The sequence below is a fragment of the Saccharothrix espanaensis DSM 44229 genome, assembly GCF_000328705.1.
Lineage (GTDB): Bacteria > Actinomycetota > Actinomycetes > Mycobacteriales > Pseudonocardiaceae > Actinosynnema > Actinosynnema espanaense.
In genome coordinates this window covers 4,805,301-4,818,706 of record NC_019673.1, presented here as the reverse complement: position 1 = coordinate 4,818,706, position 13,406 = coordinate 4,805,301, and the positions used below count along the sequence as shown (strand labels likewise).

Genomic DNA, 13,406 nt, shown 5'->3' with positions numbered 1-13,406 from the left:
TGTGTCCCATGTGGACTCCTCTCGTCGTGGGCGGTGTCGATCGTGGTCGACCGCCCGCGGCTGATCTTCAACCGAACCGGGTGGCCGTGCTGATCGGCATCACCCTCCTCAGGTGAGGCGCGGCGGTGCGGCGGCTGGTGGGCTTGAGCGTGAACAGACCAGGCGGCGGGGCGCGCAACCCCCGCCGCTTCCCCCGGAGACCCGCCGGGCGGCGGGCGACACGACCCGGGCGAGCCTGACCACCTCGCCCGCGCCGCCCGTCCGGCGGGTCTCCGTCCACGCCACCCGGAATCCTGGCCGCACGCACCGACCAATGGCGGGTTTACCGCCGCCGGCGACAGGTCTGGACTGGAGCCCATGCGATCACTGCTCGCGGCGGCCGTCGCCGTGCTCCTCGTCGCGCCGCCCGCCCAGGCCGCGCCCGTGCTGGACCTGGACCGGGCCACCATCCCGCACCTGGCCCGCCGGATGGACGCGGGCACCCTGACCGCCGTCGACCTGACCAGGGCCTACCTGCGCCGCATCCACCAGGTGGACGGCCGGGTCCGGTCCGTGCTCGCCCTGGACCCGACCGCGCTCGACCAGGCGGCGGCCAGCGACCGGCGGCGCGCGCAGGGCCGGACGCTCAGCCGGATGGACGGCATCCCGGTGCTGCTCAAGGACAACATCGACACCGGGGGCCTGGCGAGCACGGCCGGTTCGCGCGCGTTGACCGTGCCGCCCCGCCAGGACGCCGAGCTGGTCACCCGGCTGCGCGAGGCCGGCGCGGTGATCCTCGGCAAGGTGAACCTGTCGGAGTGGGCCAACTTCCGGTCCACCCGCTCGACGTCGGGCTGGTCGGCGGTGGGCGGCCAGACGAACAACCCGCACGTGCTCGACCGCAACCCGTGCGGCTCGTCGTCGGGGTCGGGCGCGGCGGTCGCCGCGTCGCTGGCCCAGGTGGCGGTCGGCACCGAGACCGACGGGTCGATCGTCTGCCCCGCCGGGCAGAACGGCGTGGTCGGCCTCAAACCGACGCTGGGCCTGGTCAGCGGCAGGGGAGTGGTGCCGCTCTCGACCGAGCAGGACACCGCCGGGCCGATGGCGCGGCACGTCGTGGACGCGGCGATCCTGATGTCCGCGCTCGGCGGCGGCGACTACGCGGCGGCCGGCTCCGCGGGCGGGAACGCGCTGCGCGGCGCGCGGATCGGCGTGTGGCGCAAGGCTGGTGCCAGCCCGGAGGCCGACCTGGTGGTGCAGCGGTCGGTGGACGCGCTGCGGCGCGCCGGGGCGACCGTGGTCGACGTCGACCTGCCCTACCAGGACCAGATCGACGCGGTCGAGTTCCCGGCGCTGACCGCGGAGTTCAAGCACGACCTGGAGCGCTACCTGGCCACCCGGCCCGGCCGCTTCCGGACCGTCGCCGACCTGATCGCGTTCAACGAGCGGGACCCGGTCGAGCTGAGCCGGTTCGGCCAGGAGCTCTTCCTCGCCGCCCGCGACGCGCCCCCGCTGACCGACCCGGCCTACCAGGAGCAGCGCCGCACCGCGACCACCCTGGCCCGGCGGTCGATCGACGAGGTGCTGGCCGGGCAGCGGCTGGACGTGATCATGGCCCCGACCAACTCGCCGGCCTGGAAGACCGACTACGCCGCGGGCGACGCCTACGTGCTGGGCACCTCGACCCCGGCCGCGGCGGCGGGCTACCCGAACGTGTCGGTGCCGGCGGGCTTCGCCGGGCCGCTGCCGGTCGGCGTGTCCTTCATGGCGGGCCACCGCGCCGACGCGAAGGTCCTGCGGTTCGCGGCGGCGTTCGAACAGCTCACCCACGCCCGCCGGGCCCCGCGCTACCTGACCACCCTGCCCTGACCCGACCGGCGCGCCGGTCATCGGGGCGCCCAGCTGATCGTCGGGGCCCAGCGGGTTCGGCTGGGCCCAGCCGGTCGTCGGGGCCCAGCCGGTCGTCGGGGCTCAGCCGGTCGTCGGGGCTCAGCCGGTCGATGGGGCTCAGCCGGTCGAGGTCCAGCGCCAGACCAGCGGTGGCCGCCCGCCCTTGGGCAGGGCGGCCGCGTGCTGCTCGGTGCGCTCCAGACCGGGTACGCGGTCCATCGTGCGGCCCAGGTTGGCCGGGTACGGGCGGTCGCCGGTGAGCGACTCGGTCACGTCCAGCGCCTGCGCCGTGGTGAACTCCCGGCCCAGCAGGCCCGCCGTGAACGGCACGTCCCGCCACAGCCGGTCGGCCAGCATCGGCCGGCAGTCGGCCACGATCCGGTCGTGGTCGAACGCCAGCGCGGGCACCTCGGCCGGCGGCGTCCAGATCGGGCCCGAGGCGGGTGCCGCCGGGTCGACCGTCGCCCACAGCGCGACCGACAGCGTCGGCCCGCGCGGGTCGCGCGACGGCTCGTCGAAGGTCGCCAACTGCCCGGTGGCGGTCACCGCCGACCCGTCGAGCCCGAGCTTGCCGGTCACCGCCCGCAGCGCCGCGTCGCGCAGCCGCTCACCGCGCCCCAGCAGCACGCCCGGCAGCGCCAACGCCCCGGCGAACGGGTCGGACCCGCGCGGCGCGACGGCCAGCAGCACCGCCCGCGCCCGCGCGTCGAACCGCAGGGTGAGCACGTCCACCGAGACCAACGTCGACTCGATCCTCGCCATGGGCGCGATTCTCCCGCACGTCAACCAGCGACCGGAACGCGCACGCGGTAGTCCGCCCGGTCCGGGCCGCGCCCCTCGACCTCCACCGGCAGCCCGGTCGCCCGCTCCAGCCACGCCACCGGGTCGGCCAGCGACTCCAGCACCGGCACCGATCCCGCCGGCAGCACCGACGAGGTCAACCGGGTCACCAGCCCGCGCCCGACCCGGTAGGCCGAGGCGACCGACAGGTCCCGCGCGTCCAGGTGCGTGAGGGCCAGCGCGTCCACCCCGCACAGCCCGATCGCGTACCGCAGCAGCACCGCGTCGAGGTGCCCGGCCCGCCACGCCCCCTGGTACGCGCCGGTCCCGTTGTGCCGCTCCGGGAACCGCTCCAGCACCGCCGCGTCCTCGGTCGGCAGCGGGCCCGCGCCGTGCCGCGTCTGGTAGGTGCGGGTCACCCCCAGCACCCGCGCCGGACGCCCGCCGAGCAGTTCACGCGCGTTGCGCGGCGTCACCGTGGACCACGTGGTGTGCGGGTGGAAGCCGTGGGTCTCGTCCAGCAGAACCCCTTGCGCCCCTTCGAACACCACCCGCCCGCGATCGGCCAGCCGCCCCACCTCGTCGCCGTCGACCACGCGCACGGCGTCCGCGAACGCCCGGTACAGCTCCACCAGTTCGTCGACCCGGAACCCGTCGCCGACCAGCGGCTCGTAGAACCGGGCCAGCGCGTCGAGCTTGCGCCGCAACACCCCCGGCGACGCGCAGTCCCCGACCCTCGGCGCTTCGCCGGGCGTGCCCAGGACTTCCTGGTGCTCCACGACGTCACCGGGCCGGGCGTCGGCGAGCAGCGAGTACCAGACCGTCTCGCCGATGCCCTTGCCGCACGAGCCGTGCCGCCCCGCGCCGCGCGCGTCCTCCCGCGCCCGGTTGGCCGCCACGTGCAGCGGCGTGGTGAGCAGCGCGCGGGCGTCGACCGAGACCAGGCCCAGCGGGTCGGCCACGCCCAGTGCCGCCAGCTCCCGCGACTCGGCGGCCAGCGCGATCGGCTCCACCAGCACGTGCCGCGACAGCAGGGTGGGCACACCCGCGAGCGTGCCCGACCCGAACTGGCTGAACGTGTGGTGCCGGCCGTCCGCGACCACGTTGTGCGCGGCCTGCGCGCCGCCGTTGAACCGCACGACCGCCGACACCGACCCGTCCCGGCACAGCGCGTCGACCACCGCGCCCTTGCCCTCGTCGCCGAACCCGAGCCCGACGACGATGACGTGCCCCCCGCTCCCGAGCGCCGTCATGACAGGGTGACGTCGTCCGGGCCGTCGAGCCCCGGCGGCAGCGCCGACGTGGTCCCGGCCAGGGCGGTCTTCGCGCCGACCTGCACCAGCGCCTTGCCCACCGCGTCCCGCTCGGCGACCGAGCCGACCTCGGCCAGGTCGACCAGCGCCTGGTCGAGGTCCACCACGCGCTCCTCCATCCCGATGGTGGCGGCGATCAGCTCGCACACCGCGCCCGGGTCCTCCAGCTTGAGGAAGTTCTGGCCCAGCAGGTCGCGCCAGTGCTCGGCGATCTGCGGGTCGTTGTAGTACGACGACTGGTTGGGCAGCACGAAGTAGACGTGCCACTTGCGGCTCAGCTCCCGGTACACCGACGCCGGGTCGATGTCCTGGCGCACGTCGTCGCCGATGATCCGGCGGATGTGCCGGGCCTCCAGCCGGGGCTTGTTGAGCTCGTCGCCGATCAGGAACAGGTAGCCCTTGCGGCCCCGCTTCTGCCAGGCGTCGGTCGCCACGTGCCGGGCCACGAAGTACGCGGCCAGTTCGTAGGACTCGCTCTTCTGCCCGCCGCCGTTGCCCTCCAGGAAGATGGTGCGCAGCTGCTCGTCCATCCGGTTGTCCGACTCGAACTGCCCGACCTGCAACGGCACCCGGTCGCTGTCGGCGTCACCGATGCCGCCGAACATCAGCTGCGGGTCGGCGAGGTAACCCTTGCGCTGCAACAGGCCGTGCAGCTTGCCGAGCTTGCGCTGCATGATCTTGGGCACCTGGCCCATCGAGCCCGTCACGTCGAACAGCACCGCGATGGGCGTCGAGTCGGCGTGGTCGGGCGAGTCCCGGCACTCCCGCGCGGTGACGCCCAGCGGGTCCATCGACGGGTCGGCGGTCCACTTGTCGGCCGGCTGCGAGCGCAGCTTCGCGGTGTAGCCGAAGTCGTCGATCCCCTTGGCCGCGCGGAAGGTCTTGGCCGCCGCGTAGGCGTTGTCGTCCCACTTGCCGTGTCCCATGGTTCAGGCTCCTGTCCGGTTCGGCAGCGCGAACGGGCGGAACACCCGTGCGCCGTAGAGTTCATCGAGCAGTTCGTCGTACTCGCCGAGCAGATCGGCCGCGTCCGGGCGGCGGCCCGGGTCGTCCTGCGTGCACCCGAGGGCGAACCGTCGCTGTCGGGTCTCGTTGCCCGCCAACAGGTCCAGCATGAGCGTGTGTGCCATGTGGACGTCGGTGGCGGTGGTCATCGGGCGTCCCGCCCTGATCTCGGGCGGGTAGTCGATCGTCTTCGCGGTGGCCAGCGGCGGCTGACCGTCGCTCACCGCGAAGGTCCACCCGGCGAGCACGATCCCGTGCTGCTCGGGGTGCACCAGCACGTTGTCGGAGACGATCGCCCCGTGCACCACGCCGTTGCGGTGCGCGCCCGCGACGGCCCGCAGCAACCTGCGGTGCATCCACGCGTAGTCGCGCCCGTCGAGCCCGCCCGGGAACGCCCGCTTCACGTCCGCGAGCGTCACGAACCCGTCGACCAGCGGTTCGAGCACGGTGAAGGCCCGCTCGCCCCGCAGCGCGTCCCCGGTGTCCACCAGGCGCGGGTAGTACGGGCGCAGCCAGTCGTGCTCGTCGGTGAACCGCCGCAGCACCCGCAGCGCGTCCCACTCGGCGCGCAGCAACGGGTTCATCGCCGGGTTCCGCACGATCTTCACCACGGGCGGGCCGTCGGTGCGGTAGACGTTCGCGACGCTGCCCACGGCGTGCCGCCCGGCGACCTCGTAGCTGCCGCGCCTGGTGCGCAGGACGACCGGCCCGGTGTGCTGCCACTCGTGGTAGAGGCGGGTCAGGTCGGCCGACGCGGCGTGCGCCCGGCAGTCGTCCGGGGCGACCCGGTCGGGGTGCAGGGCGGCGGCCAGCCCCCGGTACCGCCGCTGCGCTTCCTTCCGGCGTTCCGGGGCGACCGGTCCGAACAGGTCGACCGGTGTGGTCCCCTCGACCAGCTCGAGCGCCTCTTCCCTCGTGAACATGGTTTGAGTCTAACTGACTCAAACCTGGTTTGGCAACCGGGTGTGACCGGGACTGCTCTCGAACGGGCGCTGCGCCTGACCCGAACGGGGAGTCAGGGGCGTTGTCGGCCACCGCTCGTGGGCCGTCCGGTCTCGGCCGGGCGCGGCCACAAGAGGTCAGTCGGAAGTCGTGCCGGACCGCCGACCCGAGGGTGACGCGCGCCGGTCGGTGCGCAGGGCAACCTGGAGCCTTCGACGTCGACTGGGGAGGGGACGATGTTGATGACCAGCAGAGCTGTCGCCTTGGCTGCCGCCGTGGGCTTGGTCGTGGCCGGGACCGGCGTGGCCGGGGCAGCGCCGGACGAGGACCGGATCGACCGCCGGGTGGTGCAGCGGGTGCTGGACGAGATGGTCCGCACCGGCGCGCAAGGGGTCCAGGTGCGGATCGCGGACGGGCGGCGCGAGTTCACCGCCCGTGCGGGCACGGCCGAGGCCGACTCGCCCGAACCCGTCCCGGTCGACGGCCGGTTCCGGATCGCGAGCATCACCAAGACCTTCGTCGCCACCGTCGTGCTGCAGCTGGTGGACGAAAGGCGGCTGGAGTTGGACGCGCCCGTCGCGCGGTACCTGCCCGGCCTGCTCGCCCACGGCGACGGCGTCACCGTCCGGCACCTGCTCCAGCACACCAGCGGCGTACCCGACTACCTGGCCTGGCTGCCCGACGACGCCGGCACCCGCCCGTTCACCCCGGGCGAACTGGTCGCGCTGATCGCCGACGAGCCCCTGGACTTCGCGCCCGGCACCGCTTCCGGCTACTCCAACACCAACTACGTCCTGGCCGGGATGCTGGTCGAGCGGATCACCGGCCGCCCCTACGGCGACGCGGTCACCGCGCGCATCCTGCGTCCGCTCGGTCTGCGCTCGACGTCGTTGCCGGGCACCCGGACGCAGATCCCCGGCCCGCACGCCCGCGCCTACCTCCGGTTCGACGACCAGGCGCTGGACGTCACCGAGTACGACCCGTCCTTCAGCTGGGCGGCGGGCGAGATGATCTCCACCACCGCCGACCTGAACCGCTTCCTGGACGCGCTGCTCGACGGCCGCCTGGTGCGCCCCGCCCGACTGCGGGAGATGCTGACCGCCGTCGAGGGCAGCGGGCTGGGCGTCAGCTTCTACGAGCTGTCCTGCGGAATCCCGGTGTGGGGCCACAACGGGCGGATCCTCGGCTACTCCAGCACGGTCGCGAGCAGCCGTGACACCGGCACGAGGATGACCTTCGCGGTGAGCTGGGCGTGGGACTTCGGCTCCGTCACCGGCCGGCAAGCCCTGATGGAGGAAGTCTTCTGCTGACGGCCGACAGCTGACGGCTGACGCGGTGGCCGCCGCGATCACGCGGGGCTCTGTGCTGTCCCCGGCACAGGGCGCCGCGTGGTCCGAAGACGACGTGCCACCAGCGGGATGACCACGGCCGCCGCGACGATGTGAGAGCCGAGCAGCATCACCTTCGTCGACCACGCCGTGGCACCGGCGGTCAGCGGACCGGCCATCGACACCGCGGTCAGCGCCACGGTGACCCACGTCCAGGTCCGCGCCGGGTCGCGGCGGGCCCACCGGCCCAGCGCGACGGCCGGCAGCGTGCCCCAGAACGTGCAGATCAGGGTGCCCATCGCGAACATGCCGACGGTGATCGGCTCGGCCGCCGCCGCGCCCGCACCGCCCGCCGCCATCGGCACGCCGACCAGCCGCGCCGGCAGGCCGTAGACTTCCGCGGCCGCCGCACCGGCGAGCCCGGCGAGTGCTCCGACCAGCCAGATCGGTCGGACGTCGGTGGTGGTCGTGGTCGCTCCTCGGGGTTGGTTCCGGGTGGGTCGACCAGGGGTCGTCGCCGACCCGGCGGCGCTCGACATCGGGGCGGGAAGAAGTTCCGGGCAGTTTTTCCGGCGGCGATGTCGAGAACGGCGTGGTGTGCTCCGACTGGGGGTCGACAGCACGCCGCGGGGTGTGCGGAGCGAGAGGACGACCGACGTGAAGTACCTGCTGATGATCTACGGCAACCAGGAGAAGTGGGACTCGTTCCCGGCCGAGGAGTGGCCCGAGGCGATCGCCAGGCAGGAGGCGTTCAACGCCCGGTACCGGGAGAGCGGCGAACTGCTCGGCGCGTACGGGCTGGGCGACGCGGTGACCGCGAAGCTGGTCCGCCGGGAGAACGGCGTCGCCGCCGTGACCGACGGGCCCTACATCGAGACCAAGGAGTACATCGCCAGCTTCTACCTGCTGGACGTGGCGAGCCAGGAACGCGCGGAGGAGATCGCCGCCGACATCCCGTTCGCCGACGTCGACCCGGTGGAGCTGTGGCCGATCCTGCACGAGTCCCCGCAACCGTGACCAGGCTCGTCGTGACGCGGCTCGCTGTGACTCGGCTCGTTGTGACCGGGCATGTGGTTGTCGTGATGGGGCATGTCGTGACGGGGGCGCGGTGACCGGGCCACACCGGGTCGAGGACCTGCTGCGCGAACTCGCGCCGCAGGTCCTCGGCGCGCTCGTGCGCCGGTACGGCGTCTTCGACGCCTGCGAGGACGCCGTGCAGGAGGCGATGCTCGACGCCGCCACCCAGTGGCCGGCCGGCGTGCCGGACAACCCGCGCGGCTGGCTGATCACCGTCGCCGCGCGGCGGCTGGTCGACCACGTCCGCTCCGAGCAGGCGCGCCGCAAGCGCGAGTTGGCCGTGACGCCGCAGGCCGAACTGCTCGCCCGGCCCGCCGACGCCGACCACGACCGGGACGATTCGCTGGCGCTGGTGTTCCTGTGCTGCCACCCGGACCTGTCGGACCCCAGCCGGGTGGCGCTGACCCTGCGCGCGGTCGGCGGCCTGACCACCGCGCAGATCGCCGCGGCGTTCCTGGTGCCGGAGAGCACCATGGCGCAGCGGATCAGCCGCGCCAAGCAGACCATCAAGGGCACCGGTTTCGGCGCGTTGTCGGCGCGCGACCGCGCCGAACGCCTGCGTGCCGTGCTGCACGTGCTGTACCTGGTGTTCAGCGAGGGGCACACCACCACCGACGGCGCGGACCTGACCGCGCCCGCGCTGTCCGACGAGGCCATCCGGCTGACCCGCTGGCTGGCCGGCCTGCTGCCCGAGGACGCCGAGGTGGCGGGCCTGCTCGCGCTGATGCTGCTCACCGACGCCCGCCGGCCGGCCCGCACCGCGCCGGACGGCGGCCTGGTGCCGCTGGCCGACCAGGACCGCACCCGGTGGGACCGCGACCTGGTGACCGAGGGCTTGGAACTGATCAGCCGCACCCTGCCGCGCGGCCAGGTCGGCCCGTACCAGCTCCAGGCCGCGATCGCCGCCGTGCACACCGAGGCCCGCAGCGCGGAGGAGACCGACTGGCCGCAGGTCCTGGCGCTCTACGAGCTGCTCGAACTGGCCGCGCCCAACCCGATGACCACGCTCAACCGCGCGGTCGCGGTCGGGGTCGTGCACGGTCCCCAGGCGGCCTTGGACCTGCTCGCCGACCTGGCCCGGGACAAGCGCCTGGCCGACCACCACCGCCTGCACGCCGTCCGCGCGCACCTGCTCGAACAGTCCGGAGACCACGGGGGAGCCGCCACCGCCTACCGCGACGCCGCCCGCCGCGCGACCAGCGCCCCGGAACGCCGCCACCTCACCGACCAGGCCAACCGCCTGGAAGCCGCACACCGACCGCAACCCGCAACCGGAACCCGACGACTGGTACCCACGGGGGTGGACGATGACGACACGCGCTCTTCGCCGCACTGACGGTAGTGGTCTCCTCACTGACAGCGGTCACCTCGGCCGGAGCCGAACCACCACCGACGACGGCCACACCGACGGCGTCGCGTCCCCGTCGGCTGACAAGACACGCTCGAAGCCCGGTCACCAGGCCCTGACCGGCGCGCGCCGGTCAGCCGGAGATGACGACCTTGCCCCGGGCGTGGCCCGCGCCGAGGTGGGCGAACGCGTCGGCGACCTGCGCCAGGGGATAGGTCCGGCCGACCAGCGGCACGACCGCGCCGGACTCGGCCAGCGCGACGAGTTCGGCGAGGTCGGCGGTGTTCGCGGTCGACAGGAAGGTCTTCACCCGCTGGCTGACCAGCAGCGAGGTGACCGTCCCGCGCACGATCCGGGGCAGGCTGCCCAGCCACCGGCCGCCGCGCCCGCTGTTGGGCAGCAGGGTGCCGTGCCTGGTCAGCACCCGGCACAGGTTGGTCAGCGAGTGGTTGGCGACGTTGTCGAAGACGACGTCGTACCGGCTGTCCTCGCGGGTAAAGTCCCGGCTGCGGTAGTCGATCACGTCGTCCACGCCGACCGATCGCAGCAGCTCGTCCGACCCGCCGCACACCGCCGTCACGACACACCCTTGGTGTCGGGCGAGCTGCACCGCGAACGACCCCACGCCGCCCGCCGCACCGTTGACCAGCACCCGGTCGCCGGCCTTGACCTGCGCCGCGCGCAGGCCGTGCAGCGCGGTGAGCCCGGCCATCGGCAGCGCCGCCGCCTGCTCGAACGTGAGGGCCGCGGGTTTGGCGACCAGCTTCGCCACCTTCGCCACGGCGTACTCGGCGAACGCGCCCACACCCTCCCCGAGCACCTCGTCGCCCGGCCGGTGCGCCGTCACGCCCGGCCCCACCGCCTCGACCACGCCGGCCAGGTCCGTGCCCCGCACCGGGTTGCGGGGCCGCCGCACGCCCGCCGCGAGCCGCAGCACGTACGGCGTGCCGGTGAGGAACAGCCAGTCGGCGTAGTTCAGCGACGCCGCCCGCACCCGCACCAGGACCTCGCCGTCGCCGGGGGTCGGGGTGGGGAGGTCGGTCAGCTCCAGCACGTCCGGGCCGCCGTAGGCGCCCTGCGTCGCGGCCTTCACTCGACGGTCCGCAGGATCTGCTCGATCGACGCCGTCCGGGTGCGCAGCTCGGCCACGTCGGCGGCGGTGCGCTGCTGGGCGTCGAGGGTCTTCTCGGCAAGCTGCTCGTAGCGGCCGACGAGCTGTCTGAGCTGCTCCTCCTGGTCGGCCCTGATCTTGGTCTTGCGGATGTCGAGCAGGCTCTGGAACAGGTACAGGACGGTGACCACGGCCAGGAACAGCAGTCCGATGGTGAGGGCCGCGTCGGGCCACGTCGTGGGCCCCTCCGCGCTGAGGTGCATCAGGAACGCTCCTTGCGTCCGGGACCCTTCTCGGGGTCGGTGAGGGTCTGGGCCGCCTCGGCGAGGGTCGAGGCGGTGAGGCGCACGTCGAACTCGGCGACCTCGTAGTACTTCATGGCTTTGCCGTCCGCGGACAGTTCGAGCGTGCCGACCACCAGGCCGGCCGCCTCCAGTCGCTGGAGGTGCATGTGCAGCAGGGGGCGGCTGATGCCGATCTCGCGGGCCAGGTGGCTGACGTAGTCCCGGCCGCCGGCGAGCGTCGCGACGATCCGCAGCCGCAGCGGGTTGGCGAGGGCGGCCAGGACCTCGACCAGGTCGTCACCGGTCGGCCGCGTCATGTTCAGGGTATCCCTTCACGTGTCAGAATTTCCTTACACGTGAAACCGTAGCACGACACCACAGGGGTCGGGCCGAAGTTCTTCGCCACGCGTCGGCGGCCCGTCACAGGGCCGAATAGCCCGCCGGCCGGTTCGGCCGCGGGTCGCCGAAGGGCGGGGGATCGTGTCGCAGTGCTGGGCCGGCGCACCGAGATCTGCATTGGCGGCGCTCAGCGCGCCCAGGCCGGCCCGGAATCCTGCTCCAGCGAGTTCTGCGGCGAACTGCGCGATCGGTGGACATGCGTGCGGGCCGCCCGCCGAAGCGAACGGCCCGCCTGTCGTGCGCCCGGGATCAGAACGGGTAGTGCGCGTGCTCGGTCGCCAAGGTGATCCAGCGGGTCGTGGTGAACGCCTCGACGCCCCACCGGCCGCCGAACCGCCCGTAGCCGCTGGACTTCACCCCGCCGAACGGGGCCTGCGGCTCGTCGCCCACCGACTGGTCGTTGACGTGCACGATCCCCGTCTTCACCCGGCGGGCCAGGGACAGCCCCCGGGTGCCGTTCTCGGTGAGGATCCCGCAGGTGAGGCCGTGCTCGGTGTCGTTGGCGCGGGCCACGGCCTCGTCGTCGGACGCGAACGTCTCCAGCACGCACACCGGCCCGAACGCCTCGCCGTAGTTCAGGTCCATGTCGGCGGTGACCCCGGTCAGCACGGTCGCCCGGTGCAGCGCGCCGACGGGCTCCTCGCCGCCGGTCAGCACGGTCGCGCCCTTGTCCCGGGCGTCCCGCACGAGCGCCGCGACCCGCGTCGCCGACCCGGTGTTGACCAGCGGGCCGACCACCGTCGCCGGGTCGGTCGGGTCGCCGTGCGGCAGCGAGGCGATCTTCGCCACGAACCGCTCGGTGAACTCCGCCGCGATCCGCTCGTGCACCAGCACCCGGTCGCCGGACATGCAGATCTGGCCGGAGTTCATGAACACCCCGAACACCGCCGCGTCGACCGCGTGCCCCAGGTCGGCGTCGTCCAGCACGATGATGGCGTTCTTGCCGCCCAGTTCCAGCACGGCGGGCTTGAGGTGGCGGGCCGCGTGCGTGCCGATGATCCGGCCGACGCCGGTGGAGCCGGTGAAGTTGACCACCCGCACCCGGGGGTCGGCGATCAGCGCCTCGGCGACCTCGGCGGCGTCCGCCGGGTCGTTGGTGACCACGTTGAGCACCCCGGCGGGCAGCCCGGCGTCGCGCAGCACGTCGCCCAGGAACAGCCCGGACGCCAGCGGTGCCTCCTCGCTGGGCTTGAGCACGACCGTGTTGCCGGCCGCGATCGGCGCGGCGAACGCCCGGACGCCCAGGATCAGCGGCGCGTTCCACGGCGCGAACGCCGCCACCACGCCCACCGGCTCCCGCACGGCCAGCCCGAGCGCGCCGGGCTCCTGCGCGGAGAGCACCTCGCCCAGCGGCGCGGTGACCGACGCGGCGGCCTCGCGCAGGATGTTGGCGGCCAGGAAGACGTTGAACATCGCCCACCGGCGGGTGCCGCCGGCCTCGCCCGCCATCAGCTCCACGGCCTGCTCGGCGCGGGAGTCCAGCAGGTCGGCGGCGTCGAGCAGGATCTTGCGCCGGGCGAACGGCCGGACCGCCGCCCACTCGGCGAACGCGGCGTCGGCGGCGGCCACCGCGGCCGTCACGTCCGCGGGGCCGGCGGCGGCGACGGTCGCGTAGACCTCGCCGGTGTACGGGTTGACGTCCTCGACGGTGCGGCCTGACGTCGCGGGCACGTCGGAGCCGGCGATCAGCAGGTCACGGTGGATGGTCATGGTTCAGCGCCTCCGGACCACAGCAGGGGTTGGTCGGCCAGCATACGGACCGCAGGCCCCGCCGCACTTGTGCCAACGCGTCCGCCATTTGGCCCTGCGCGCACGCCTTCACGGCCGACTCCCGTCATAGCCGACCCCGTCACAGCCGACTGGTGACGTGGCCGACCGGTGACGTGGCCGCCACCACGACCAACGCCGGCCGCCGGGCCCGCCGACGTGGACCGGATCCGCGGACCGGTC

General features: G+C 73.7%; 13 protein-coding genes. 4 read left to right on the top strand and 9 right to left on the bottom strand.

The features are described 5' to 3' along the window. Positions 1–357: 357 nt before the first annotated feature. Positions 358–1,848, top strand: a complete 1,491-nt coding sequence (locus BN6_RS21355) for an amidase (RefSeq protein ID WP_015101804.1) — start codon at positions 358–360, stop codon at positions 1,846–1,848. Between the two features lie 138 nt (positions 1,849–1,986). Here the strand turns inward: BN6_RS21355 and BN6_RS21350 are convergent, their stop codons facing one another. Genes BN6_RS21350 through BN6_RS21335 form a run of 4 tightly spaced genes read right to left on the bottom strand, consistent with a single transcriptional unit; the run spans position 1,987 to position 5,890 of the window. After that, complete coding sequence (locus tag BN6_RS21350; RefSeq protein WP_015101803.1) at positions 1,987–2,631, bottom strand: NUDIX domain-containing protein; 645 nt, start codon at positions 2,629–2,631, stop codon at positions 1,987–1,989. A 20-nt stretch (positions 2,632–2,651) separates the two neighbouring features. After that, positions 2,652–3,902 (bottom strand): adenylosuccinate synthetase, encoded by a 1,251-nt coding sequence (locus tag BN6_RS21345; protein WP_015101802.1) that lies wholly within the window; start codon positions 3,900–3,902, stop codon positions 2,652–2,654. Continuing rightward, positions 3,899–4,888: a hypothetical protein gene (locus tag BN6_RS21340; RefSeq protein WP_015101801.1), complete on the bottom strand. Its 990-nt coding sequence runs from the start codon at positions 4,886–4,888 to the stop codon at positions 3,899–3,901. The genes BN6_RS21345 and BN6_RS21340 overlap by 4 nt, the downstream gene beginning before the upstream one ends. A 3-nt stretch (positions 4,889–4,891) precedes the next feature. After that, positions 4,892–5,890 (bottom strand): protein kinase family protein, encoded by a 999-nt coding sequence (locus BN6_RS21335; RefSeq protein ID WP_015101800.1) that lies wholly within the window; start codon positions 5,888–5,890, stop codon positions 4,892–4,894. Between the two features lie 261 nt (positions 5,891–6,151). Between BN6_RS21335 and BN6_RS21330 the strand changes: the two genes are divergently transcribed. Next, positions 6,152–7,219, top strand: a complete 1,068-nt coding sequence (locus BN6_RS21330) for a serine hydrolase domain-containing protein (RefSeq protein WP_051075670.1) — start codon at positions 6,152–6,154, stop codon at positions 7,217–7,219. Between the two features lie 38 nt (positions 7,220–7,257). Here BN6_RS21330 and BN6_RS42180 read toward each other — a convergent pair whose 3' ends face one another. Further along, a complete protein-coding gene (locus BN6_RS42180; RefSeq protein ID WP_015101798.1) occupies positions 7,258–7,776 on the bottom strand; it encodes a DUF6069 family protein in 519 nt (172 codons plus the stop codon). A gap of 118 nt (positions 7,777–7,894) precedes the next feature. Here BN6_RS42180 and BN6_RS21320 point away from each other — a divergent pair, with 118 nt between their 5' ends. Together BN6_RS21320 and BN6_RS21315 are read left to right on the top strand one after the other, a co-directional pair. After that, a complete protein-coding gene (locus BN6_RS21320) occupies positions 7,895–8,254 on the top strand; it encodes a YciI family protein (RefSeq protein ID WP_041317599.1) in 360 nt (119 codons plus the stop codon). Between the two features lie 91 nt (positions 8,255–8,345). Beyond that, positions 8,346–9,650, top strand: coding sequence for an RNA polymerase sigma factor (locus BN6_RS21315; RefSeq protein WP_015101796.1), 1,305 nt, complete (start codon positions 8,346–8,348; stop codon positions 9,648–9,650). A 145-nt stretch (positions 9,651–9,795) separates the two neighbouring features. On the opposite strand, the gene BN6_RS21310 is transcribed toward BN6_RS21315, so the two are convergent. The 4 genes from BN6_RS21310 to BN6_RS21295 form a co-directional block, all read right to left on the bottom strand. Beyond that, a complete protein-coding gene (locus tag BN6_RS21310) occupies positions 9,796–10,755 on the bottom strand; it encodes an NAD(P)-dependent alcohol dehydrogenase (protein WP_015101795.1) in 960 nt (319 codons plus the stop codon). Beyond that, positions 10,752–11,036: a hypothetical protein gene (locus BN6_RS21305; RefSeq protein ID WP_015101794.1), complete on the bottom strand. Its 285-nt coding sequence runs from the start codon at positions 11,034–11,036 to the stop codon at positions 10,752–10,754. Before BN6_RS21305 ends, BN6_RS21310 begins: the two co-directional genes overlap by 4 nt. Next, entirely contained in the window at positions 11,036–11,374 is a 339-nt protein-coding gene (locus BN6_RS21300) for an ArsR/SmtB family transcription factor (protein WP_015101793.1), read from the bottom strand. The genes BN6_RS21305 and BN6_RS21300 overlap by 1 nt, the downstream gene beginning before the upstream one ends. A 331-nt stretch (positions 11,375–11,705) precedes the next feature. Further along, positions 11,706–13,166, bottom strand: coding sequence for an aldehyde dehydrogenase family protein (locus BN6_RS21295; protein ID WP_015101792.1), 1,461 nt, complete (start codon positions 13,164–13,166; stop codon positions 11,706–11,708). Positions 13,167–13,406: the final 240 nt, after the last annotated feature.

Excerpts from the sequence above, each read along its gene's own strand:
- BN6_RS21350 (WP_015101803.1), bottom strand. The coding sequence starts at position 2,631 with ATGGCGAGGATCGAGTCGACGTTGGTCTCGGTGGACGTGCTCACCCTG.
- BN6_RS21340 (WP_015101801.1), bottom strand. The coding sequence starts at position 4,888 with ATGGGACACGGCAAGTGGGACGACAACGCCTACGCGGCGGCCAAGACC.
- BN6_RS21300 (WP_015101793.1), bottom strand. The coding sequence starts at position 11,374 with ATGACGCGGCCGACCGGTGACGACCTGGTCGAGGTCCTGGCCGCCCTC.
- BN6_RS21355 (WP_015101804.1), top strand. The coding sequence starts at position 358 with ATGCGATCACTGCTCGCGGCGGCCGTCGCCGTGCTCCTCGTCGCGCCG.
- BN6_RS21330 (WP_051075670.1), top strand. The coding sequence starts at position 6,152 with ATGACCAGCAGAGCTGTCGCCTTGGCTGCCGCCGTGGGCTTGGTCGTG.
- BN6_RS21345 (WP_015101802.1), bottom strand. The coding sequence starts at position 3,902 with ATGACGGCGCTCGGGAGCGGGGGGCACGTCATCGTCGTCGGGCTCGGG.
- BN6_RS21335 (WP_015101800.1), bottom strand. The coding sequence starts at position 5,890 with ATGTTCACGAGGGAAGAGGCGCTCGAGCTGGTCGAGGGGACCACACCG.
- BN6_RS21305 (WP_015101794.1), bottom strand. The coding sequence starts at position 11,036 with ATGCACCTCAGCGCGGAGGGGCCCACGACGTGGCCCGACGCGGCCCTC.
- BN6_RS21295 (WP_015101792.1), bottom strand. The coding sequence starts at position 13,166 with ATGACCATCCACCGTGACCTGCTGATCGCCGGCTCCGACGTGCCCGCG.
- BN6_RS42180 (WP_015101798.1), bottom strand. The coding sequence starts at position 7,776 with ATGTCGAGCGCCGCCGGGTCGGCGACGACCCCTGGTCGACCCACCCGG.